General features: G+C 66.8%; 23 protein-coding genes and 1 pseudogene. 13 read left to right on the top strand and 11 right to left on the bottom strand.

Translation table 11 applies throughout. The features are described from left to right. Positions 1–46: 46 nt before the first annotated feature. Both ACXI0D_RS12430 and ACXI0D_RS12435 read right to left on the bottom strand, forming a co-directional pair. Positions 47–379, bottom strand: a complete 333-nt coding sequence (locus ACXI0D_RS12430) for a hypothetical protein (RefSeq protein ID WP_164115421.1) — start codon at positions 377–379, stop codon at positions 47–49. 160 nt (positions 380–539) lie between these two features. Next, positions 540–938, bottom strand: coding sequence for a RidA family protein (locus ACXI0D_RS12435; RefSeq protein ID WP_106549816.1), 399 nt, complete (start codon positions 936–938; stop codon positions 540–542). Positions 939–1047: 109 nt separating this feature from the next. Between ACXI0D_RS12435 and ACXI0D_RS12440 the strand changes: the two genes are divergently transcribed. The 8 genes from ACXI0D_RS12440 (at position 1048) to uvrD (ending at position 9203) form a co-directional block, all read left to right on the top strand. After that, the gene (locus tag ACXI0D_RS12440) at positions 1048–1941 is read left to right on the top strand and encodes a LysR substrate-binding domain-containing protein (RefSeq protein WP_479642610.1); all 894 of its coding nucleotides are present in this window, start codon (positions 1048–1050) and stop codon (positions 1939–1941) included. A gap of 55 nt (positions 1942–1996) precedes the next feature. Further along, positions 1997–2506 (top strand): DNA polymerase III subunit epsilon, encoded by a 510-nt coding sequence (gene dnaQ, locus ACXI0D_RS12445; RefSeq protein ID WP_153856975.1) that lies wholly within the window; start codon positions 1997–1999, stop codon positions 2504–2506. A 322-nt stretch (positions 2507–2828) separates the two neighbouring features. After that, positions 2829–3065: a 50S ribosomal protein L28 gene (gene rpmB, locus ACXI0D_RS12450; protein WP_005411638.1), complete on the top strand. Its 237-nt coding sequence runs from the start codon at positions 2829–2831 to the stop codon at positions 3063–3065. Positions 3066–3075: 10 nt separating this feature from the next. Further along, positions 3076–3243: a 50S ribosomal protein L33 gene (gene rpmG / locus ACXI0D_RS12455; RefSeq protein WP_169411268.1), complete on the top strand. Its 168-nt coding sequence runs from the start codon at positions 3076–3078 to the stop codon at positions 3241–3243. A 498-nt stretch (positions 3244–3741) separates the two neighbouring features. Beyond that, positions 3742–3990 carry a hypothetical protein gene (locus ACXI0D_RS12460; RefSeq protein WP_014038959.1) on the top strand — a complete coding sequence of 83 codons (249 nt, stop codon included), beginning with the start codon at positions 3742–3744 and terminating at the stop codon, positions 3988–3990. Positions 3991–4115: 125 nt separating this feature from the next. Next, complete coding sequence (cls, locus tag ACXI0D_RS12465; protein ID WP_479642746.1) at positions 4116–5534, top strand: cardiolipin synthase; 1419 nt, start codon at positions 4116–4118, stop codon at positions 5532–5534. Positions 5535–5579: 45 nt separating this feature from the next. Then, on the top strand, positions 5580–7001 hold the full coding sequence (locus tag ACXI0D_RS12470) for an FAD/NAD(P)-binding protein (RefSeq protein ID WP_479642611.1): 1422 nt from the start codon (positions 5580–5582) through the stop codon (positions 6999–7001). A gap of 9 nt (positions 7002–7010) precedes the next feature. Then, positions 7011–9203 carry a DNA helicase II gene (gene uvrD / locus ACXI0D_RS12475; protein WP_049446958.1) on the top strand — a complete coding sequence of 731 codons (2193 nt, stop codon included), beginning with the start codon at positions 7011–7013 and terminating at the stop codon, positions 9201–9203. A 108-nt stretch (positions 9204–9311) separates the two neighbouring features. On the opposite strand, the gene ACXI0D_RS12480 is transcribed toward uvrD, so the two are convergent. After that, positions 9312–9572 (bottom strand): hypothetical protein, encoded by a 261-nt coding sequence (locus tag ACXI0D_RS12480; RefSeq protein WP_479642612.1) that lies wholly within the window; start codon positions 9570–9572, stop codon positions 9312–9314. Continuing rightward, complete coding sequence (locus ACXI0D_RS12485) at positions 9514–10023, bottom strand: hypothetical protein (RefSeq protein WP_479642613.1); 510 nt, start codon at positions 10021–10023, stop codon at positions 9514–9516. The genes ACXI0D_RS12480 and ACXI0D_RS12485 overlap by 59 nt, the downstream gene beginning before the upstream one ends. Before the next feature lie 135 nt (positions 10024–10158). Here ACXI0D_RS12485 and ACXI0D_RS12490 point away from each other — a divergent pair, with 135 nt between their 5' ends. Then, positions 10159–10485, top strand: a complete 327-nt coding sequence (locus tag ACXI0D_RS12490) for a low molecular weight protein tyrosine phosphatase family protein (protein WP_119006939.1) — start codon at positions 10159–10161, stop codon at positions 10483–10485. Positions 10486–10569: 84 nt separating this feature from the next. Next, positions 10570–11124 carry a hypothetical protein gene (locus ACXI0D_RS12495; protein WP_119006938.1) on the top strand — a complete coding sequence of 185 codons (555 nt, stop codon included), beginning with the start codon at positions 10570–10572 and terminating at the stop codon, positions 11122–11124. A 48-nt stretch (positions 11125–11172) separates the two neighbouring features. Here ACXI0D_RS12495 and ACXI0D_RS12500 read toward each other — a convergent pair whose 3' ends face one another. Continuing rightward, entirely contained in the window at positions 11173–11319 is a 147-nt protein-coding gene (locus tag ACXI0D_RS12500; RefSeq protein ID WP_168356070.1) for a hypothetical protein, read from the bottom strand. Between the two features lie 183 nt (positions 11320–11502). On the opposite strand from ACXI0D_RS12500, the pseudogene ACXI0D_RS12505 reads away from it, so the two are divergent. Beyond that, a pseudogene (locus ACXI0D_RS12505) lies at positions 11503–11950 on the top strand (universal stress protein). Between the two features lie 219 nt (positions 11951–12169). Here the strand turns inward: ACXI0D_RS12505 and ACXI0D_RS12510 are convergent. Then, a complete protein-coding gene (locus tag ACXI0D_RS12510; protein WP_014038952.1) occupies positions 12170–12454 on the bottom strand; it encodes a DUF2782 domain-containing protein in 285 nt (94 codons plus the stop codon). 98 nt (positions 12455–12552) lie between these two features. Here ACXI0D_RS12510 and polA point away from each other — a divergent pair, with 98 nt between their 5' ends. Both polA and ACXI0D_RS12520 read left to right on the top strand, forming a co-directional pair. Further along, positions 12553–15327 carry a DNA polymerase I gene (gene polA, locus ACXI0D_RS12515; protein ID WP_479642614.1) on the top strand — a complete coding sequence of 925 codons (2775 nt, stop codon included), beginning with the start codon at positions 12553–12555 and terminating at the stop codon, positions 15325–15327. 372 nt (positions 15328–15699) lie between these two features. Beyond that, positions 15700–16179 carry a DUF421 domain-containing protein gene (locus ACXI0D_RS12520; RefSeq protein ID WP_049446968.1) on the top strand — a complete coding sequence of 160 codons (480 nt, stop codon included), beginning with the start codon at positions 15700–15702 and terminating at the stop codon, positions 16177–16179. 59 nt (positions 16180–16238) lie between these two features. Here ACXI0D_RS12520 and ACXI0D_RS12525 read toward each other — a convergent pair whose 3' ends face one another. From ACXI0D_RS12525 to ACXI0D_RS12545, 5 genes are all read right to left on the bottom strand, one after another. Then, the gene (locus tag ACXI0D_RS12525; RefSeq protein WP_479642615.1) at positions 16239–17759 is read right to left on the bottom strand and encodes a hypothetical protein; all 1521 of its coding nucleotides are present in this window, start codon (positions 17757–17759) and stop codon (positions 16239–16241) included. A gap of 98 nt (positions 17760–17857) precedes the next feature. After that, on the bottom strand, positions 17858–18754 hold the full coding sequence (hemF, locus tag ACXI0D_RS12530) for an oxygen-dependent coproporphyrinogen oxidase (RefSeq protein WP_101766309.1): 897 nt from the start codon (positions 18752–18754) through the stop codon (positions 17858–17860). 74 nt (positions 18755–18828) lie between these two features. Further along, on the bottom strand, positions 18829–19791 hold the full coding sequence (locus ACXI0D_RS12535) for a hypothetical protein (RefSeq protein ID WP_147416436.1): 963 nt from the start codon (positions 19789–19791) through the stop codon (positions 18829–18831). A gap of 435 nt (positions 19792–20226) precedes the next feature. Continuing rightward, the gene (locus ACXI0D_RS12540) at positions 20227–21843 is read right to left on the bottom strand and encodes a hypothetical protein (RefSeq protein ID WP_101766308.1); all 1617 of its coding nucleotides are present in this window, start codon (positions 21841–21843) and stop codon (positions 20227–20229) included. Between the two features lie 37 nt (positions 21844–21880). Then, positions 21881–23002 (bottom strand): hypothetical protein, encoded by a 1122-nt coding sequence (locus ACXI0D_RS12545; protein WP_479642616.1) that lies wholly within the window; start codon positions 23000–23002, stop codon positions 21881–21883. Positions 23003–23027 lie beyond the last annotated feature (25 nt).

The following is a 23027-nucleotide window of genomic DNA, read 5'->3' on the forward strand; positions in this document are numbered from 1 at the left end:
CGGTTGTGAGTGAAACGGGAGCCCGCAATCGCGGGACGCGCTCAACTCACGCCCGGGGGGGACGCGTCAATTCATCCTGGGCGACCGCATAGGTCGCCGCGTCGCCGGCATTCATCCAGCGCGCCGGCAGTGGCGCACCGAAGGCGGCGAGGGTGCTGGCCGGCAGGCTCAGATTGGAGTGGTGGCAGTGGTTGTGGCCACAGGCACCGACGTGCTTGCCATCGCTGTCGCCATCGGAATCCGGTGCGGACTCCACATGCACCGTGCTGGCGTGCGGTTCCACCGTGCAGGCCAGCGCGTCGGCCACCGGCACGACCACGAATGCCGCCATCAGCAGCATCAGCAGGTACGAGCGAAGGTGGCGGGAGATCCGGCGCATGAAGGGGAGGCTAGCAAGCGGTTTTCGCCGGATACAATATCAATGGCCACCTCGGGAATCCGTCGGAGCCTCCCGTTCAGGTGGGTCGGGCTGGGGTCGGATCCCTTTCCTCCGGAAAGGGCTCTGACCCCGACACCTTGCTGCCGGCCAGCGGCCGGCACTACCGGTCTGCGGGCAGCTTCGCGATCACCTTGATCTCGAACTGGAACCCATACAGCCAGGTCACGCCGATTCCGGTCAGGGTCGGGTGCGGTGCTTCGCCCCAGTACTCGGGCACGATCGCCCACGCCTTCTCGAAGTTCTTCTCGGGGTCGACCAGGAACACGGTCACGTCGATCACGTCATCGAACGTGCAGCCGGCGGCAGCCAGCACCGCGTTGAGATTCTCGAAGGCGCGGCGTACCTGGGTTTCAAAATCCGGCTCGGGTGAGCCGTCCTCGCGGCTGCCGACCTGGCCGGAGACGAACAGGAAGCCATCGGACCGGATCGCCGGCGAGTAACGGTTGCGCTCGTACAGGGCCTGGCGGCCGGCGGGGAAAACGACATCACGCTGTGACATGGGGAAGATCCCGTGGGAGAGAACGCCCATCCTCCGCGCCAGCGCTGTCTGGATAAACCGCGATGATCGGACTAGATTGATTGCTGATCCCAAACAATCATGGTCAGCCATGGACCGTTTCGAGGCGATGCGGGCCTTTGCCCGGGTGGTGGAAACCGGCAGCTTCACCCGCGCCGCGCAGACCCTGCAGATCAGCCGCACCACAGCCACCCAGCTGGTGCAGCAGCTGGAGGCGCACCTGCGGCTGCGCCTGCTCAACCGCACCACGCGCCGGGTCAGCGTCACCGCCGATGGCGCGGCCTATTACCCGCGCATCGCCCGCCTGCTGGCCGAGCTGGAAGAGGTGGAGGGGGGGCTGGGCGACGCGGCCACCCAGCCGCGCGGACGCCTGCGCGTGGATGTGCCCGGGCCGTACGCGCGCTTGCGGCTGGTGCCGGCGCTGCCGGATTTCCAGGCGCGCTACCCGGAGATCCAGCTGGACATCGGCGTCAGCGACCGCGAGGTCGATGTCATCGCCGACAACGTCGACTGCGTGATCCGCGGCGGCACCCCGGCCGACCCGGCACTGGTGGCGCGGCCGCTGGCTGCGCTGCCGATCGGTTTCCACGCCAGCCCCGGCTATGTGCAGCGTTTCGGCCTGCCGACCGACCCGCGCGCGCTGGAAGGACCGGACCACCACATGGTCGGCTTCCTCAGCCCACGCAGTGGCCGGGCCCGGATGTTCAGCGCGCAGCGCGGCGATGAGCGCGTCGAGGTGCAGGGCCGCTACACGGTCGGCTTCGACGACGGCAACGCCTATCTGGCGGCTGCGTTGGCGGGGCTGGGCGTGGTGGCGCTGCCCAGCTACATGGCCGAACCGCACGTGGCGCGTGGCGAGCTGCTGCCGGTGCTGCCGGACTGGCAGCTGCCACCCATGCCGATGCATGTGATGTTCCCGCCGAACCGGCACATGAGCCAGCGGATGCGGGTGTTCATCGATTGGGTGGTGGAAGCGTTGGGGTGAGTGCATCGGTCGCGTGCGAAAATCCGGCTGCACGTACTGGAGAACGCACACCCTGATGAGTCGCATCGTCGCACTGGATACCGAAACCACCGGCATCTCCCACCGCCTGGGGCACCGGGTGATCGAAATCGGTGCCGTCGAACTGATCGATGGCCAGCTGACCGGCCGCCAGTTCCACACCTACCTGCAGCCGCAGCGCAAGGTCGATTGGGGCGCACAGCGCGTGCATGGCATCAGCGATGCGATGCTGGTGGGCAAGCCACTGTTCTCCAGCAAGGCCGCCGAACTGCTGGACTTCCTGCGCGGCAGCGAAATGATCGCGCATAACGCCACCTTCGATGTGGGCTTCCTGGACAACGAGCTGCGCCTGGCGGGCATCCCCGGCACGCTGGCCCAGCATTGCCGCATCACCTGTAGCCTGAAGCTGGCGCGCGGGCGCTGGCCCGGCCAGGGCAACAAGCTGGATGATGTGCTGCAGCGCCTGCGCATTCCCGGCAACCGCGGCCTGCACGGCGCGTTGAAGGATGCCCATCTGCTGGCCCAGGTGATTCCGCACCTGCGTTGAGCCGGCCTAGCCGCTTGTGTAGAGCCGAGCCCACGCTCGGCTCGGTCTTGCGGGCCGAAGCAGCCGAGCATGGGCTCGGCTCTACAGGAAGGCAGCCGTCGCGTTCAGCCCCAGCCTGTGGGTAACTTGCGCAAGTGCTTGAACCCGTGCATAATGCGCGGCTCGCTGTGTCCGGTTTTCTACCGGGCGGCGCCCCCGGGAACACGTCCCCGGCCGCCCAACGCCAGCGTAACCCTTTGATTCTCTTGACGTGTGGTGGGCAACCATCGAGGCCGCCGTCTCCCGGGCTACGGGCTGACAACTACTACTATCGAGGTGCGCAATGTCCCGCGTATGCCAGGTTTCCGGCAAGCGAGTGCAGACGGGTAACAACGTCTCGCACGCCAACAACAAGACCCGTCGTCGTTTCCTGCCGAATCTGCACGAGCGCCGTTTCTGGGTGGCCAGCGAGAACCGCTGGGTCAAGCTTCGTGTTTCCGCGCATGCACTGCGCACCATCGACAAGAACGGCATTGATTCCGTTCTGGCTGAGCTGCGTGCGCGCGGCGAAAAGGTCTGAGGAGTAAAGCATCATGGCAGGCAAGCGCGATAAGGTCCGTATGATTTCCTCGGCCGGTACCGGCCACTTCTACACGACCGACAAGAACAAGAAGAACACCCCGGGGAAGATGGAATTCCTGAAGTACGATCCGGTCGTGCGCAAGCACGTCCTGTACAAGGAAGGCAAGATCAAGTAATCCGCAAGGATTGCTGGTCCCCGCGAAGAAACCCGCCCTTGTGGCGGGTTTTTTCATGTCTGGCATCCAGGTGGTGGGTACTTCCTGCATTGCCGTGGTGGGTGCCGACCGTTGGTCGGCACTGCAACACTCCCCGCGCAGGCTGTCGCCAATGGCGCCGTGCGCGGAATGATGGGCCGAATGCGATAAGTGATTGTGCCTACCGGTTCCGGCACTTCGCGCGTTCCAAATTGATTGGAACGACAGGCCTTGCCGTGCCCATGATGGCAAGCCGCTGCAGTTGCAGCGGCCGGGCTTGCAATCCCGTCGAATCGGTAGCCAGTAAACTCGCCCGCCGTTGCCGGAAAAGCTCCGCCGACGGCGGGCGACCCATCTGCCTCTATGGCGGACGGTGCGTGGGGGCCTCGTGCCCGCCGGTTTGGTGGCTACCGTTCCCGGTATTGCAACCACGCATCGTCCGCCACCTTCACGGTGGCCAGATCCGTTGAAGGAGGTTGCATGAACACCCCATCACACCGGCAGGACCTGGAACTGGGCTGGCTGCGCCTGCAGCGCATGCTGCAAGGCATCGAGGGCATGGCGCTGCTGCTGTGCGACCACCACCTCGCGCTGGCCAACGGCGCGCCGTCGCCGCTTCCAGAGGCGCAGCTGGAACGGGCCGCGCAGGCTATCGCCTGCATGGCGCTCAACGGCCGCCGCCACGCCGAATCGGTGCGGCAGCTGTGCGAGGTGCCGGTGCGGCATTGAGCCGTCCTGTAGAGCCGAGCCCACGCACGGCTGCTCTGCCGTCGGACCGGAAGGCCGTCGAGCGCGGCTCGACTCTACAAGGGCCGGTGGGCAGAATGGCCCATCACCTCCCGACGGGCGACGCGATGCTGTTCGAGTGGTTGCTGGGTTCCTACCTGCTGCTGATCGACTGGCTGATCCGGCTGGTCGCGCTGTGCTGGATCCCCACCCGCACCACGCCGGGAGCGGCGCGCAGCTGGCTGCTGCTGGTCGGCTTCGTGCCGCTGCTGGGCCTGCCGCTGTACCTGCTGTTCGGCCACCCGTGGCTGTCGCGCGAGCGTATCCGCCGCCAGGCCGAAGCCTCGCAGGTGATCCGCGAGGAACAGGCGCTGCAGCATCGCCTGCGCTGGGCCCCGCAGCCGGACACCGCCAGCGCCGAGATCGTACCGCTGGTGCAGCGCCAGGGCGACTTCATGCCGGTGCACGGCAACGCCGTCGATCTGCTGACCGACTACGACGAATCACTGCACACGCTGATCGCCGACATCGACCAGGCCGAAGACCGCGTGCACCTGCTGTACTACCTGATGTTCGACGACGCGGTGGGCGAGGCGATCGTCGAGGCCCTGCAGCGCGCAGCGGCGCGTGGCGTGCAGTGCCGCGTGCTGCTCGACGCGGTGGGTGCCAAGCGCGGCCTGCGCGCCTATCGCAAGCGCCTGGAAGCGCGCGACATCGAAGTGCGCGCGATGCTGCCCGGTGGCCTGCGCTGGCGCCGCAGCGGGCGCATGGACCTGCGCAACCACCGCAAGATCGCGGTGATCGACAACGAAGTGGCCTATGTCGGTTCGCAGAACCTGGCGGGCCCGCAGTTCGTGCCCGGCCACCCGAACCGCGAGCTGGTGGCGCGCGTGCGCGGCCCGGCGGTGGCGCATCTGGAAGCGGTGTTCGCCAGCGACTGGTACATGGAAACCGGCCAGCGCCTGGACGTGATCGCCGATGTGCCCGAGTGCAGCGACGACATCGCCACCCAGCTGCTGCCCAGCGGCCCGGCCTACCCGTACAGCAACGCACGCGATGCGGTGGCGGCGCTGATCCACCTCGCACGGCGCCGGCTGGTGATGGTCACCCCGTACTTCGTGCCCGACGAAGCCACGCTGAGCGCGCTGCGCATCGCGGCGTTGTCCGGGGTGGACGTGCAGCTGATCCTGTCGGCCAGCAACAACCAGCGGCTGACCTCGTGGGCGCAGGAGGCGTACTACGACGAGCTGCTGCGCTGTGGCGTGCGCATCGCCCTGTACGAACCGCAGTTCCTGCACGCCAAGCACATGAGCGTGGACGAGGACATCGCCGTGCTCGGCTCGATCAACATGGATATCCGCTCGTTCGCGCTGAATGCCGAAATCGGCCTGATCTGCTACGACCGCGCGCTGGTCCAGCAGCTGTGCGCGATCGAGGATGGCTACCTGCGCGAGTCGCGGCAGCTGGACCTGCAGCAGTGGCGCAGCCGTCCCACGTGGCGGCGCAGCCGCGAAGGCATCGCACGCTTGGCCGATGCGTTGATGTGAGGCAAGGCCGGCCGCCCATTTCGGCAATCCGGCCTGTCATCGCCGATGGCCTACAATCGGCACATGACTGATTCACCGCGTAATGGCGAACTGGACCTGGCAATCATCGGTGGTGGTGCGGCCGGCGTGCTGGTGGCGATCCAGGTACTGCGCCAGGCCAAGGCGCCGCTGGCGCTGGCCATTTTCGAACCGGCCTCACAGCTGGCGCAGGGCATCGCCTACGCCACGCCATGGCCGGAGCATCTGCTGAACGTGCCGGCGGCGAAGATGAGTGCGTTTGCCGACCAGCCCGGCGATTTCCTCGACTACCTGATGTCCGCCAACGCCTACCCGGGCGAGGCGCGCGAGGTGCTGGGCGAGCGTTACGTGTGCCGCCACTACTTCGCGGCCTACCTGCAGCAGCGCCTGCAGGACGCTGCCGCGGCCAGCCCGGCGCAGCTGCAGGTGATCGCGCAGCCGGTGCTGGGCCTGCAGCCGGATGACCATGGTTATCGGCTGCAGCTGGGCGATGGCCACACGCTGCACGCCGCACAGGCGGTGCTGGCCACGGGCAACAGCATGCGTCCGCTGCCGGTGGCCGGTGCCGATGCGCTGCCTGCCGACGATGTGATCGAGGCCTGGGACTACGACGGCGTACGCACCCTGGCCGGCGAACAGGCCGTGGCCATTGTCGGGTCCGGCCTGAGCATGGCCGACACCGTGCTGGCATTGGTCGCCGCCGGCCACACCGGCCCGCTGCACGTGATCTCGCGCCATGGCCTGCTGCCGTTGCCGCATGCGCATGGCGGCCTGCTCAGCTTCGACCCGGCCACGCTGCTGCCGATGAACCTGCGCCAGCGCCTGCGCGCGCTGCGCGGGTTCACTCGCCAGGCGCAGGCCGACGGCCTGCCGTGGCAGGGCGTGATGGACCGCATCCGTCCGCACGGGCAGGCGCTGTGGTGCAGCCTCGACGAGGCCGACCAGCGCCGCTTCCTGCGCCATGTGGTGCGCTACTGGGACGTGCATCGCCACCGCATCGCCGAAGAGGTCGACGCGCAGCTGCAGACACTGCAGGACAGCGGCCAGCTGCGTATCCACCGGTCCCGCCTGCAGCGCGTCTGGCGCGACGGCGATGCGCTGCAGCTGTCCGGCCGCGATGCCTCGGGCAATGAACAGCAGTGGACGATCAGCGGGGTGATCAACGCCACCGGCGTGGAAACCCGTGCCAGGGCGCTGCGCAATCCCTTGCTGCAGCAGCTGCAGGCTGATGGGCTGGCACGTCCCGGCCCGCACGGGCTGGGCCTGGACAGCACGGTGCCGGGCGATCGCCTGTGTGCCGCCGGTGGCCAGCCGCAGGCACGGCTGGGCGTACTCGGCAGCCTGCGCATCGGCAGCCTGTGGGAAAGCCTGGCGGTGCCTGAACTGCGTCAGCAGGCGCACGCACTGGCAACCCAGGTGGTCGCAGGAGCCGCGACGGCGATGCCGTAAAATGGGGGCATGGATGTCTCCCACCTGCTTGATGGCCTGAACCCGGCCCAGCGCGAAGCCGTCTCCGCTCCCCCCGGCCACCACCTGGTGCTGGCCGGTGCCGGTTCCGGCAAGACCCGCGTACTCACCCACCGCATCGCCTGGCTGCATGAAGTCGATGGCGTGCCGACCCACGGCATTTTCGCGGTGACCTTCACCAACAAGGCGGCCGGCGAAATGCGCCACCGCATCGACGCACAGCTGCCCAATGGCAGCCGTGGCATGTGGATCGGCACCTTCCACGGCCTGGCCAACCGCCTGCTGCGCCTGCACTGGCAGGACGCGAAGCTGCCGGAAGGCTTCCAGGTGATGGATTCGGACGACCAGCTGCGGCTGGTCAAGCGCGTGGTGCAGGCGCTGGAACTGGACGACGGCAAGTACCCGGCCAAGCAGATCGCGTGGTGGATCAACGCGCAGAAGGACGAAGGTCGCCGCCCGCAGCACATCCAGCCCGAGCCGCACGACGCCTGGCTGGAAACCATGCGCCAGGCCTACATCGAGTACCAGGCACGCTGCGACCGCGCCGGCCTGGTCGACTTCGCCGAGCTGCTGCTGCGCGCGCACGAACTGCTGCGCGACAACCCGGCCCTGCTGGCGCACTACCGCGCCCGCTTCCGCGAAATCCTGGTGGACGAGTTCCAGGACACCAATGCCATCCAGTACGCCTTCGTGCGCGTGCTGGCCGGTGATTCCGGCCACGTGTTCGTGGTCGGCGACGATGACCAGGCCATCTACGGCTGGCGCGGTGCCAAGGTCGAGAACGTGCAGGGCTTCCTGCGCGACTTCCCGGGCGCGCAGACCATCCGCCTGGAACAGAACTACCGCTCCACCGCCAACATCCTCGGCGCCGCCAATGCGGTAATCGCGCACAACCCCGACCGCATCGGCAAGCAGCTGTGGACCGACAGCGGCGACGGTGAGCCGATCGACCTGTACGCCGCCTACAACGAGATGGACGAGGCGCGCTACATCGTCGAGCGCGCGCGCCAGTGGGTGCGCGACGGTGGCAGCTATACCGAAGTGGCCGTGCTCTACCGCAGCAATGCGCAGTCGCGCGCGCTGGAAGAAGCGCTGCTGAGCGAACAGGTGCCGTACCGCGTGTACGGCGGCATGCGCTTCTTCGAACGTGCCGAAATCAAGGACGCGCTGGCCTACCTGCGCCTGCTGTCCAACCGCAACGACGACGCGGCGTTCGAGCGCGCGGTCAACACGCCGACGCGTGGCATCGGCGACCGCACGCTGGACGAAGTGCGCCGCGAGGCGCGCGCGCAGGGCATTTCGCTGTGGGAAGCGACCATGCTGGTCACCCAGGGCAGCGCGCTGGCCGCACGTGCACGCAATGCGCTGGCCGGCTTCCTGGTGCTGGTCAACGAGCTGCAGGCGCAGACCCTGCACATGACCCTGGCCGAGCGCGTGGACCACGTGCTGGCCCGCTCGCAGCTGCGCGAGCACTGGAGCAAGGAAAGCCGCAACGCGCTGGACTCCGAATCGCGCACTGACAACCTCGACGAACTGGTCTCGGTGGCCTCGCGCTTCGTGCGCCGCGCCGATGACATCGAGGAAGTGGGCGAGGACATGGACGAGCTGGTCGCGTTCCTGGCCTATGCCGCGCTGGAGGCCGGCGAGGGCCAGGCGCAGGCGGGCGAAGAGGGCGTGCAGCTGATGACCCTGCACTCGGCCAAGGGCCTGGAGTTCCCGCTGGTGTTCCTGGCCGGCCTGGAAGAAGGCCTGTTCCCCAGCGCACGCTCGCTGGAGGAAAGCGGGCGGCTGGAAGAAGAGCGCCGCCTGGCCTACGTGGGCATCACCCGCGCGCGCCAGAAACTGGTACTGAGCTACGCCGAATCGCGCCGCATCCATGGCCAGGACAATTACAGCCTGCCGTCGCGCTTCCTGCGCGAGATCCCGCGCGAGCTGCTGCATGAAGTCCGCCCCAAGGTGCAGGTCTCGCGGCCGGCCTCGATGGGCGCCAGCCGGGTGATGGGCCATGCCTCGATCGAGGCACCGCCGATCAAGCTCGGCGCACTGGTCACCCATCCCAAGTTCGGCGAAGGCATGGTGACCGACTACGAAGGCAACGGTGCCCACGCCCGTGTGCAGGTCGAGTTCGCCGACGCCGGCAGCAAGTGGCTGGTGATGGCGTACGCCAACCTGACGGTGATCTGATCACCGTCGAGGGGTCGCCGGGACACCTTAGAGCCGAGCCCATGCTCGGCTGCTTTTCACGGCACAAGCAGCCGAGCATGGGCTCGGCTCCACAATCGCGGTCGGCCGTCAGCTGGTGGTGAACGTCTCCACGGCTGCCACCAGCCGCGCGCGACCCATCGCTTCTTCATCCTTGCGGTTGCGGATCAACACATAGTGGCCTTCCGCTGGCGACAGCACCTCGATCACCTCGCCGCGGTAGTTGGTGATCTCGATGAAGCCGTTGCCCACGCCGTTGAGGTTGTCGATTTCGGCTACTAACGTCTCCAGGCTAACGATTGCGCCGTCCCCGTCCGTTCCGCCGCCAGTGCGGGGATTGTCGAAGTACACGCTTAATCTTCGGCTGCCTGGTCCTATGCCAGTTGTTGACGTCAACGATGTGATGTGTGGACCACTTGAACTCCTCCACCGACTCATTGCCGCTGAACTCGCAGCGGAAGATCGGCAGGCACAGGAACAGGTTGGTTCGATTGGCGTTGCGGTTCAGTAGCCCGTGATACGTGGCGGGAACCGCTAACGCGTGGGTGAAACCATAGGCGCTGGACGGAATTTCAAAGATCGTTGGCCCATCGTGTGAGAGATGATGCGGCGCGTTCAACAGAACGTTCGCGGCGAATTCCGGATCAGCGATGTCCTTGGAGGTGATCGCCAGATCGTGCCCGTTGGTGTTTCGCAGGCAGCAGTGAATCGTGAACGTCGCAACTACGTATTTGCCAAAGTAACAACCACGGGCTTCGCCTAGCTCGCCGAACTCCCTTAACAGGTCATCCTTGGTGATCATGGGTATCTGGACAGTGGAAAAGCCCATGATGGCCCTTCGAGTGTTTTCCGGCCATGCAACTTGTCCGAAGGCACTTGGGGAGGGCAGAACCCTTTTCCGTTGGAAAAGGGATCCGACCCCGATTAGGCTGCGGGCATGACCCGCAACGTGCTCATCCTCTGCAGCCAGAACCGCCTGCGCAGCCCCACCGCCGAGCAGGTGTTCGCCGATTGGCCAGGCATCGAGACCGCCTCGGCCGGGCTGCTGGCCGATGCCGAGGAAGTGCTCAGCCCCGAGCTGCTGCAGTGGGCCGATATCGTATTCGTGATGGAGCGCGCCCACCGCAACCGGCTGTCCAGCCGTTACAAGGCATGGCTGAACGGCAAGCGGGTGATCTGCCTGGATATTCCGGACGACTACGAGTACATGGACCCGGTGCTGGTGGAGCTGCTGAAGCGCAAGGTCACGCCGTTCCTGCGTTGACAGGCTGTTGTAGAGCCGAGGGCAGCGGCTCCTGCCGCTACCCTCGGCTCTACAATAGGCGGCACTTCTTCCAGGAACGCCCCCATGACCGAACCCACGCTGCACGTCACCGTGAAGTTGAACGCCCGGCTGCAGCCGGAGCATCGCCACGAACTGTTCGAGGATCCGCTCGACGCATTGATGCAGGCCGCCGAGATCGGCGAGATCGTCGGCGGCGGTACCGCGATCTCCGATCTGGGCGAGGTCGAGTACGGCGATATCGAAGTGGCGCTGGTCGATGCCGATGGCGTGCCGAAGCTGATCGATCTGCTGGAGCAGCTGGGCGCGCCGAAGGGTTCGCAGCTGCAGGGCGCAGGCGAGGCTGACCGCAGCTTCGGCGTGACCGAAGGCCTGGGCATCTACCTGGATGGCCTGAACCTGCCGGACGACGTCTACGAACAGTGCGATTCCAACCACGTGTTCGAGCAGCTGTCCGAGAACATCGACGGCCTGGGCGAGATCTGCAGCTGGTGGCAGGGCCCGACCGAGACCGCGCTGTACATGTACGGCGAATCGTTCGAAGCGATGCGTGATGCGATTGCCGAATTCGTGGGCAGCTATCCGCTGTGCCAGAACGCACGCGTGGTGCAGATCGCCTGAGACGTTCAACTGTGGAGCCGAGCATGGGCTCGGCTCTACAGAAGCAGGTTATCGGCCGGCTGACTGCCGGGCGTTGTCGCGCTGGGCAAGATCCTTGCCCAGGTAATAGCCGCCACAGAACAGGGCGAAGGTGGCGGCGAGGCTCCACAGGATGATCCTGAGGGTGCTTTGTGATGTCGGCTTGCTTTCCTGCATCAACGTTCTCCCGGGGCGGCCCGATACCGCTTGGTCAGCATGCGCCGCGGTCAGTGGGTACGCAAGCTGGCGGTGCGCACAGGCCGCTGCACGGCGCCGGATTGATCCTGCTCAAGGCGCGCCCTGCACATCCGGTGTGCAATGGTGTTGTTCCCATCTGGCAGACCGCCACGGAGCCCCACCATGTACAAGCGCATCCTGATTGCCACTGACGGATCCGAGCTGGCCGACAAGGGCCTGGCCAAGGGCCTGGAGCTGGCCAAGGACCTCAATGCCGAGGTCGATATCGTCACTGTTTCCGAGCCGTGGGCCGTCGGGATGTACGACGCCATGGGCTGGAGCGTGGGCTACATGAACAGCCCCGAGTACAAGGCCGACCGCGAGGAAGGCGCACAGAAGGTGCTGCAGCCGGCGCTGGCCAAGGCGGCCGAGCAGGGCATCACCGCCAACCCTGTGCATGTGCTGGACCGCTACGCCGCCGACGGCATCATCGAGACAGCAGGGGAGCGCAACAGCGACCTGATCGTGATGACCTCGGCACGGCCGCCGTGGCGTGACCCGTGTGCTGCTGGGCAGCCAGACCGCCGAAGTGCTGGCGCGCAGCACCCTGCCGGTGCTGGTCATCCGCTGATCCACACCCACTGATTCAAGCGTTCCCGGGGAGGGGACCCGACGCCGGCCGCAGGATGCGCGCCGGCGTTGTTTTTTGGGGCCGGGGGGCCATCCACGTGTGGCGTGGATCCACGTTCGTTGTCCCGGTAGATCCACGCCATGCGTGGATGGGCCGTGCCGATCGCCTTGATGGGGTCAGAGCCCTTTCCTGTGGAAAGGGATCCGACCCCCGGTCACATCACCAGCTGTACAGCTTCCAGTACACCGGCGACACGCCGTCCTTGTCGTTGTCCATGCGGCCGTCGCCGTTCTTGTCGTACATGTAGAACGGGGCACCGCGCGACGGGGTCACCTTGACCATGCGCAGCTGGCCGGACACGCGGTATTCCTCGATGGTGTCACCGTTGTCCATGGTGCGCTTGGACACATCCGCGCCCTTGACGTCCACCGGGGGAGCGCCCGCGCCACCCATGCTGGCGCAGCCAGCGAGCAGGAGCAGGGAAGCCAGCATCAGGGTCTTCATCGGCGGGGGCCTTTGCCTGGAAAGAGCCCTGATTATGCCCCATCGCGGTGTACGGGCCGTGTCGCCGCGATGCAGGCACGGGCGCGTAGAATCGACCCATGAGCAGATTAGTCCTGATCGACGGGTCCAGTTACCTGTACCGCGCGTTCCACGCGCTGCCGCCCCTGTCCAATGCACAGGGTGAACCCACCGGCGCGCTGTTCGGCGTAGTCAACATGCTGCGCTCGACGCTGAAGGAGCGCCCGGCCTACGTGGCGTTCGTGGTCGACGCGCCGGGCAAGACCTTTCGCGACGACCTGTACGAGCAGTACAAGGCCAACCGCCCGCCGATGCCCGATGAACTGCGCAGCCAGGTCGAGCCGATGTGCCGCATCGTCGAGGCGCTGGGCATCAGCATCCTGCGCATCCCCGGCGTGGAAGCCGACGATGTGATCGGCACGCTGGCCCTGCAGGGCCAGGCGCAGGACCTGAAGGTGACCATTTCCACCGGCGACAAGGACTTTGCCCAGCTGGTGCGCCCGGGCATCGAGCTGGTCAACACCATGACCGGCAGCCGCATGGATTCGGACGCGGCGGTGATGGAGAAGTTCGGCGTGCGCGCCGACCAGATCATCGACCTGCTGGCGCTGATGGGCGACACCGTCGACAACGTGCCGGGCGTGGAGAAGTGCGGGCCGAAGACCGCTGCCAAGTGGCTGGCCGAGTACCAGCACCTGGACGGGGTGATGGCGGCCGCGCCGACCATGAAGGGCAAGATCGGCGAGAACCTGCGCGCCGCGCTGGAGCGCCTGCCGCTGAACCGCGAGCTGGTGACCATCCGCACCGACGTGGAGCTGGACGCCAGCCCGACCACGCTGGCCCTGCGCGAGCAGGACGTGCCGGCGCTGACCGAGCTGTATACGCGCTACGGCTTCACCCAGGCGCTGAAGGAACTGGGTGCGCCGCTGCCGGCGCCGGCAGCCGCCAGCGAGGCCACCCCGAGCCTGCGCGGTACCGCCGCCGGCTTCGCCCGTGGCAGTGCCGAGGCACCGGCCGCCGGCACGCTGGATCCGGCGCTGGCCGCACCGGGTGAATACGAGACCGTGCTGACCAGCGCGCAGCTGCAGGCCTGGGTCGAGCGCCTGCAGCAGGCCGATCTGATCAGCTTCGATACCGAAACCGATGCGCTGGACGCGATGCGCGCGCGCCTGGTCGGTGTCAGCCTGGCGGTCGAGCCGGGCAAGGCCGCCTACATTCCGGTCGGCCACGATTACCCGGGTGCGCCGGCCCAGCTGCCGATGCAGGAGGTGCTGGATGCGCTGCGCCCGGTGCTGCAGGACCCGGCGAAGAAGAAGCTGGGCCAGCATGGCAAGTACGACCTGCATGTGCTGCGCCGCCACGGCGTGGACGTGCAGGGCTACCACGACGACACCATGCTCGAGAGCTTCGTGCTCAATTCCACCGCCACCCGCCACGACATGGATTCGCTGGCCCTGCGTTACCTGGGCTACAGCACCATCAAGTTCGAGGATGTGGCCGGCAAGGGTGCCAAGCAGATTCCGTTCTCGCAGGTGGGCATCGACGAAGCCAGCCGCTATGCGGCCGAGGACGCCGACGTCACCCTGCGCCTGCACCACGCGTTGCAGCCGCAGCTGCTGGCCGAGCCGGCGCTGGACAGCGTGTACCGCGACATCGAGATGCCGCTGGTGCCGGTGCTGACCACGATCGAAGCCAACGGCGTGCGGATCGACACCGACGAACTGCGCCGGCAGAGCCAGGACCTGTCCTCGCGCATGCTGGCCGCACAGCAGAAGGCCACCGAGCTGGCCGGCCGCAGCTTCAACCTGGATTCGCCCAAGCAGCTGCAGGCGGTGCTGTTCGACGAGCTGAAGCTGCCGGCGGTGGTGAAGACCCCGAAGGGCCAGCCCAGCACCAATGAAGAGGCGCTGGAGGCGATTGCCGACCAGCACGAGCTGCCGCGGGTGATCCTGGACTACCGGGGCCTGGCCAAGCTGCGCAGCACCTACACCGACAAGCTGCCGGAGATGGTCAACCCGGACACCGGCCGGGTGCATACCAGCTACCACCAGTCCGGTGCCGCTACCGGCCGCCTGTCCTCGTCGGACCCGAACCTGCAGAACATCCCGATCCGCACCGAGGACGGCCGCCGCATCCGCCGCGCGTTCATCGCCCCGGAGGGCTTCCAGCTGCTGGCGGCTGACTATTCGCAGATCGAGCTGCGGATCATGGCCCACCTGTCCGAGGACCCGGGCCTGGTGCGTGCCTTCGAGCAGGGCGCCGACGTGCACCGTGCCACCGCCGCCGAGGTGTTCGGGCGCACGCTGGAGGAGGTGACCCCGAACGAGCGCCGTGCCGCCAAGGCCATCAACTTCGGCCTGATGTACGGCATGAGCGCCTTCGGCCTGGCCCGCAACCTGGGCATCGACCGTGGCCAGGCGCAGGACTACGTGGCGCTGTACTTCAGTCGCTACCCGGGCGTGCGCGACTTCATGGAGCGGATGCGCCAGCAGGCCCGTGACCAGGGCTACGTGGAAACCCTGTTCGGCCGTCGCCTGTACCTGAACGACATCCACGCCCGCAACCAGGGCCTGCGTGCCGGTGCTGAACGTGCGGCGATCAACGCGCCGATGCAGGGCACCGCCGCCGACATCATCAAGCGCGCGATGGTGGATGTGGACCAGTGGCTGCGTGACAGTGGGGCACCCGCGCGGATGATCCTGCAGGTGCACGATGAACTGGTCTTCGAAACCGAAAGCAGTTTCGTTGAAGACTTGCGTTTGCAGGTGGTGGAGCGCATGTCGCAAGCGGCCAAACTGCGGGTGCCGCTGGTGGTCGATACCGGCGTCGGCAACAACTGGGACGAAGCGCATTGACCACGTTTCAAGCCGAAAACGACGTGAACCTATTCATTCATCAGATGTTTCTGACTCGATCATGAATGTTGCCCTGATTGAAGCTCATTAAATTGGGCCCCTTCACGAACCGTTAGTGTTCGGAGTGCTTCTATAACTCTCGACAGGCGCAATGCCTGTTGTGGATCTCTCCCATCCCCTGGAGCAGATCTCGGAACGGGGACTCCTCCCCAAGTGCCCGTTCCCCGGCCCCGTTGACCTCCCCCTGGTCAGCGGGGCTTTTTATTTGTGCCGCCGGAACCTCTCGGATGGGGTCAGATCCCTTTGCCCGGTGGGCAAAGGGATCTGACCCCAGGTGCTAGGCTGGGCCACTATCCAGCAGGGGAACCCGCAATGCCCGATCTGTTCGCACTGGCAATGCCGTGGTGGGAGTTCATCCTGCGCGCGGTGGTGGTGTATGTCGTGGTGCTGGGCATGGTCCGGTTGAGCGGCAAGCGCCCGCTGGGGCAGATCACCCCGTTCGACGTGCTGCTGGTGGTGCTGCTGGGCAATGCGGTGCAGAACGCGCTGCTGGGCACCGACACCTCGCTGGGCGGCGGCCTGCTGCTGGCCGCGACCCTGATCCTGCTCAACTACGGGGTGGGCTGGGTCAGTACCCGCAGCCGGAGGGTCGAGCGCCTGGTGGAGGGAGAACCGGTGGTGATCGCACGCGATGGGCGCCTGTTCGACGCCGTGCTGCGTCGCGAACAGGTCACCCGCTCGGATTTCGACGCCGCCCTGCGCCAGCAGGGATGCCTGGGCGTGGAGGAGGTCGAGCTGGCCCTGCTGGAGATCAACGGGCACATCACCATCATTCCCAGGAAGAGCGCCTGACCTTGTAGCGCCGAGCCCATGCCTGGCTGCCTTGCGCCCGGCGCTTCAGGTGCCGGGCGTCAGGGAGCGGCTTCAGCCTTCAGCGCCGGCCAGTTGCGCGTCGCGTCCACATCGCAGGCGACGTGGGTGCCCTTGCCGTCCTTCGCGCAGATCGCCGCCATGGCCTGCGGCACCTTCGGGTCCGCCGTGTGCGCATACACCGCGGCCAGTGCCAGGCAACCTTCGCGTACGCCCGCACTGCACAGCGTCTGGAAGTAGGGCAGCGATGCGGCCCATTGCTCGTCGTTGAACAGTGCCTCGCCGGCAACCTTGCAGCCCAGCAGCTTGCCATCGGTGCAGCAGGCCTTGGCGCCGTCCTTGCGGCCCAGACTCGGGCAGTCCAGCGGCAGCGGGATCTCCACGAAGGCCACCGGCGGTGCGCAGCTGGCATTGCCTGAGCCCGGCTTGCGCTGGTAGTAGGCGAAGCGGTTGCCGCTGTCGATTCCGATCAGGTTGCCGTTCTGCAGCGCCTGCAGCACAAAGTCGCTGCCGACGTCGCGGCGGATCAGGATGCGTCCGCCTTCCAGGCTGGCGCGCAGGCGCTGGCTGCGTCCCTCGACATCGACCACGCCGCCGTCGAGGAAGTTCAGCTGCGAGAGCACGCTGTGCTCGGCTTCGTAGCGGCCGCAGGGCAGGGTGATGGCCGGCACCGGTGCCAGCGCCGTGGCCGGCACCGTGTCCAGCACCGCGAGACGTCTGGCGGTCTCGCACTCGGACGCCTCCGCGCGCTGTGCGCAGGCCAGCTGCACCGCGTCGCGGGCCTGCAGCGTGCGCCCGGCGCTCCACAGTACATCGGCTACCTTGCTGCAGAACGTCTCACCGTGCTGCTGCCGGCACAGCGCAGACAATTCATCGAGCTGCGCGGCCGGCAGCAGTGGCGCCATCGCGTGTTCCAGCCCGAACACCAGCTTGCCCATCTGCTCCCAGGCCACCACTGAGGCCATCGCTTCGCATCCTTCTGCGTCGAACGATGGGGAATCTTCCTTGCAGAGTTCAGGCATCGGTGGCTCTGCCCGCGCGGCCTTCGGGGCCGCGTCCTTGGCCTGCTGCTGGTAGGTTTCCAGCAACTGCACGCAGGCCGCGCCCACGCCTTCGGCGCACCAGGCGTGCAGCTTCGGCGGCGCGGCCTCGGGCAACGCCTCCAGGCAGTCGGAGGTATTCATCACGCAGCCGCCCTCGATCGGTTCCGGCATCGCCTTGCAGGCCGCGGAGCGCTGGCGGGTGAACTCGCCATAGGGCGTGACGATGTTGCGGTCGTCGTTCTCGAAGAACCAGTTTTCCAGGCGGCCGGTGCTCAGGTTGCCGGTGCCGAGCACGTCCTGCTCGCGGGCCACGCGCAGTTCTTCGGTGGCCTGGTAGGGACCGGACAGGTATCCGTGGCCCTCGCTCTCGAGGGTCAGCGTGGTGGTGCCGCTGCTGTTGGTGTAGGTACCACAGGCCATTGAATGCGCCGCTGCCGGCAGCGCGGCTGAGGCCAGTGCAAGCAACAGCAGGGAGCGCCAGCCCGCAGCGCGGGGACGGAAGGAAACAGCGACAGGCATTGTGGGATCATCCTTGAAGGAGGCAGAGCAGGACCTGTCCGGTGCTGGACGCACCACAGGCGGGGAAGGCACCACGCGTCAGGCGTGGCGTCGGAAGATCAGAGCCAGTCGCGCGGCACCAGGTAATCGGCCAGGCGCGCCTCGGCGCTGCCGGCCTCCGGGCTGAAGCCGTACTCCCAACGCACCCGTGGCGGCAGGCTCATCAGGATGCTTTCGCTGCGGCCACCGCTCTGCAGACCGAACAGCGTGCCGCGGTCATAGACCAGGTTGAACTCCACATAGCGGCCACGACGGTACAGCTGGAACTCGCGTTCGCGCTCGCCATGGGCGGTGTCCTTGCGCTGCTGCACGATCGGCAGGTAGGCGTCGAGGAAGCCATCGCCAACCGCGCGCAGGTATTCGAAATCGCGCTCGAAGTCGCCATGCAGGTCGTCGAAGAACAGGCCGCCTACGCCGCGCGTTTCATTGCGATGGCGCAGGAAGAAATACTCATCGCACCAGCGCTTGTGCGCGGCATAGCGTTCGTCGCCAAACGGTGTGCACAGGTCGCGTGCGACCCGGTGCCAGTGCTGCACGTCTTCGTCGAACGGATAGAACGGGGTCAGGTCGAAGCCACCACCGAACCAGCTGGCCACCACTTCGCCGTCGCGCTGCGCCTGGAAGAAGCGCACGTTGGCATGGGTGGTCGGCACATAGGGGTTGAGTGGGTGGAACACCAGCGACACGCCGGTAGCACGCCAGGAGGCGCCGGCCAGTTCCGGGCGGTTGGCCGAGGCCGACGGCGGCAGGCGGCTGCCGGCCACGTCGGAGAAGCCGATGCCGGCCTGCTCGAACACTGCACCATCGCGCAGCACGCGGGTACGCCCGCCACCGCCCTCGGCACGCTGCCACAGGTCTTCCTGGAAGCGGGCCTGGCCATCGACGGCCTCGATCGCCGCACAGATGCGGTCCTGCAGGTCGGTGAGGTAGGCGCGCACGCGCTCGAATTCGTTCATGGCGCGTACTTTACCGCAACGGCCACGCACCGCTGGAAGGCCCCGTCCCATGGAGATGGGGCCTTCAGCCCCTCCTACTCGGTCGCCCTGAAGTAGTGGAATCCAACGTGCTGCCCGATGCCGAGCAGATCTCCGTTGAGCAGCGGCTGGAGGATCAGCTCTCCAACCCTTGCATGCTTGAGATGGATCCGGTCATTTTCCAGTCGGGCCTGCAGCTGACCGAAGGGGGCGGAGGCACTGCCGTCTTCAGTGAAGGTCAGGGAGCTTATGATGCCGCCCGACGAGACGAACGTTCCTTGCGGAAGCTCCACGCCCTTGGCTGGCTGCAGGTCCGGGCCCAGTCCCCGAAGTGGTTCCAGCAATGCGCAGTCGAGGCTCCGGCCACCGGTGCATGCCAGTTCCAGGGCCTCCGTTGCCCGTCCAAGGTCGCCTGCCGAAGCATGCAGATCGGCGACTTTGCCGCAGAACGCACCATCAGGCGTCTTCGTGCAGAAGTCATGCAACATTTCCCTGTGATCCTTTGGAAGGGTGGCGGTGGCCACAGTGGCTGCATGCAGCCCCAAAGAAGCATGGACAATCGCGTTCCTGAATGAACTCAACAGCTCGGGTTTGTCCTCGAGCCGTGCCAGACACGCTGGCCCCGAGGTGGTGCTGTCGGCATCCTGGCACTCGGTAGGCAGCGGCATCGTGGCCAGCTGCTTCTCCAGCGTCGCCCGCATTCTGGTGACCAGTTCCTCCGGCGGAGCAATGGTGCCGGCATCGATCAGATGCTCGATGTACTTCTCCGGCAATGCCATGCACATGTAGGGCACGCCTTCCGCACATGCATTCTCAAGAGCGGTGGTATCCATGGAATGGCGCATGTCCACGCATCGCTTGGGATCTGCGAGACAGCTGTCTGCGGGATGTCTGAGTGCGGCCGAGCACTGCGACGGTTCGATCAGCGAGTAGTGCGTTCCATCGTCGTGAAGAGCCTGTCCGCTCTGATCTGCACCCACGGAGCGGGCGTAGCCGGTGCTGAGGTTGACGATGATCATGTCGTCCCCGGATTGTTGCAGCGCGAATCGGGAATGACTTCCATCGTGGGAGATTGCATGTCCTCTATCCGGTGCCTCGACAACAAGCTTCGAGCTTCCGTACTCGTCACTGAAGACGCCGCACGCGACCCCGGATGCCAAGGTTGGAAAGGAAAGGAACAGCAGAAGGGCGCCGGTCACGGGCGACCAGGCAAGCAAGCGCGGAGCATCTAGCGGCATTTCGCCTTCTCAGCATGAATGGAGATACTGGAGTACGCATTGGGCGATGACCTGAGCACGCCCGTCGGCTCCAGTGAATTCCATGATAGGGCGACGATCGGATGCAGCAGTGATTCCATCCGGGAGCCCTTGCAGGCTGGTGGGAGCAAGTCGACCCGGGTATGTCGATCACGACAATCAGGGCCCGCACGAAGCAGCGGACAGGCCCTGGCGGGCTCAGCGCTTGCGGTTGGAATTGCGCGGCGCCGGAGCGTCGTCCACGGCCGCCTCGTCAACCGCCTTCTGCAGGGCACCACCCAGCGTGATCAGCTCCCAGTTCTGGGTTCCGAGCACGTCGCAGGCCACATGCAGGCCGCTGCGGTCGGCCTTGCACAGCTGCTCCAGGGTTGCCCGTGCGTCAACATCCGCACCGTTGCCCTGAGCGGTGACCAGGTTCTCGCAGCCCTCGCGGACGCCAGCGCGGCAGACCGTGGTGTAGTGCTCGGCGGCCTGCAGCCAGTTCCCGGACAGCGCAAGGCGGTTGCCGAGAATGTTGCAGCCCTGCAGCTTGCCCTGGGCACAGCAGGCTTCGGCACCGCCCTCGTTGGCCAGTGCCAGCGGGCAATCCTGCGGCAGTGGCAGCACCTTGAACTGCTTCGGTGCACTGCAGCGGGTCGGGCCCTCGCCGGTGGGACGGAACACCTGGAAGCGGGTCCAGTTATCCAGCCCCAGCAACTGCCCGCCCGGCAGCGGGCGCAGCACGAAGTCACCGTCCCTGTCGTGATGGATGCGGATGTCGCCATCTTCGACACGCGCGCGAAGATGGCTGCTCCAGCCAACGCCAACCAGGCCGGCATCGCCGAAGTCCAGCGTGTCCATCAGGCCGCCGTCTGCCCGGTAGTTGCCGCAGGGCAAGGCCGTTGCCGGTTGCGGCTGCAACGATGCGCCCACCGCCTGCAACGCCGGCAGGCGTTCGCAGGTGGCGGTGTCATTGCCAGGTGTGCAGGCCGCAGCCAGCGCTTGCACTGCCTGCAGGGGATCTCCCGCCTCCCAGGACAGCTCAGCTACGCGGGTGCAGAAGCCGCCATGCGGTACCTCGCGGCACAGCCGCAACAACTGTTGCCGCCGCTCGACCGGAATGATCACCGGCACGGTCGGCGCCGTCATCGTCACCATGGCTTCGGTCATGGCTGCCGTCATCGCGGCCTTGACCAGCTGCTCCTGCACTGCCGGGTCGGCCTCGAGTGCGGCGGCACACGCCGGGGTTCCCTGTTCGAAGCCGCCGTTGTTGCAGGCGGCGGGGAGTTTGATGCCGGACAGGGCGGCGTCGAGCGCTGCCTTTGCCAGAGACGGATCGGCCTCGACCGTGGGTTTGGCCTCCTCATGCCAACGATCAGCCAGTTGCAGGCACATGCCAGGCACGCCTTCCCGGCACCCTGCTTCCAACGCGGTCGGGGTCGCTTCGCGACGGTTGTCCAGGCACGCCGCCGCATCAGCCAGGCAGCTGCCTTCAGCCGGTATGGCCGCTGCGGCGCACTGTGCGGGGGTCTGCAGGAGGTAGACCGTGCCATCCACCTCGACCGTGCGGCCACGATCGCGCACCTGCAGGGCACTGGGCAGGCCGTACTCCAGGTTCACCAGTTGCAGCGTTCCATCGATCTGCTGGAACACGACCGGAGACGGCGCACTGCCGAAGTGCTTCTGCTCGCCACGGTTGGGTGAGCTGATGCGCAGCGTGCCGCTGCCTTCGTCGGCCTTGAACAGGCCGCATTGCGGTGACTGTGCGACGGCCGTCGGCGCGGCCAGCAGCAAGGCCCAGGCCAGCCAGCGGCGGCGCGGTGCGGGTGAATGCATGTCGTCTCCTTGACGATCGAACGGGAAACTCCCGGCGCTACGGCGAACCATGGCCCTCGCGCGGGGGCGTGCAGTGTGCCGTGCCTGGCACGGGCTGGTAACGCTGGTAGGCCGTCTGGTTGTCCATGCCGAGCAGGTCGCCGTTGCCGAGCTGGCGCAGTACGAACGTTTCGCCGTTCTGTTGCAGCTGGACGGCGCCTTCGTGCAGGCGGGCCTGCGTGCCATCGCCGAAGTCGAAACTGTCGAACTGGCCACCGTCGGCTTGGTAGCGGCCACACGGCACCCGCTGCAGCGGCACCAGGCGCAGATCGGCGCCGAGTTCACGCAGCGGCGCGGTACGTTCGCAGGCACTGACGCGTCCAGCATCGCAGACCACCTGCAGGGCCTGCACCGCCAACGCAGGTTGCAGCGCGTCCAACTGTTGCGCGGCTACTTCGACGCAGAAGCGGCCACCACGGTGTTGCAGGCAAAGCTGCTGCAGCTGTTGCAGTGCCGCCAGGGGCAACGGCGGTCCCTCCGGTGCCTTCTCGGCCCGTTCCAGGCGCTGATCAACCCGTCGCATGGCGGCAGCCAGATCATCGTCGGTCAGCGCTTCGCAGACCTGAGGATCGTGGGTGGGGGCGTGCTCGCGGCACGGCGGCGGGCGCTCGAAGACTGCCGGGGCTGCGTCATCGGCTGCATCCGGCGCACCGCCCTCACGCATCAGCCGCAGCAGCGTCGAGCAACCCGCACCCACGCCCTCGTCGCAGGCGCGCCGGGCCTGGCCGGGCGAGGCCGTTGGCAGCTGCACCATGCAGTAGCTGCCAGCAGCGCGGCAGCTGCCGGCCACAGCGCTGGGTTCGGCGGTGCAGGCCCGGGACTGGCGCAAGGTGTAGACCACCGTCACGCTGTCCTCGATGCGCTGCCCATCGGCGCTGATCCGGATCGGTTCCGCCACGCCATCGTCGAGCATGACCAGCCGCGTCTGTGCCGCACTGCGATCGACCCACAGCGGCTCCGGCTCACCGATGCCGTTGTCGCGGTAGCCGCTGCTGTGGGTGGTGAACACGAGGGCCATGCCGTCGTCGACACTGCGGTACTCGCCGCATTGCAGGGCATCGGCGCTGGCAGGCAGCGCGGCGAACAGCAACAGGGCAGGGAAAAGAGTCAGCAAGCGCATGCGACGGTCCTTGTCGGAGCAGATG

The organism is Stenotrophomonas sp. C9D9 (genome assembly GCF_056491205.1).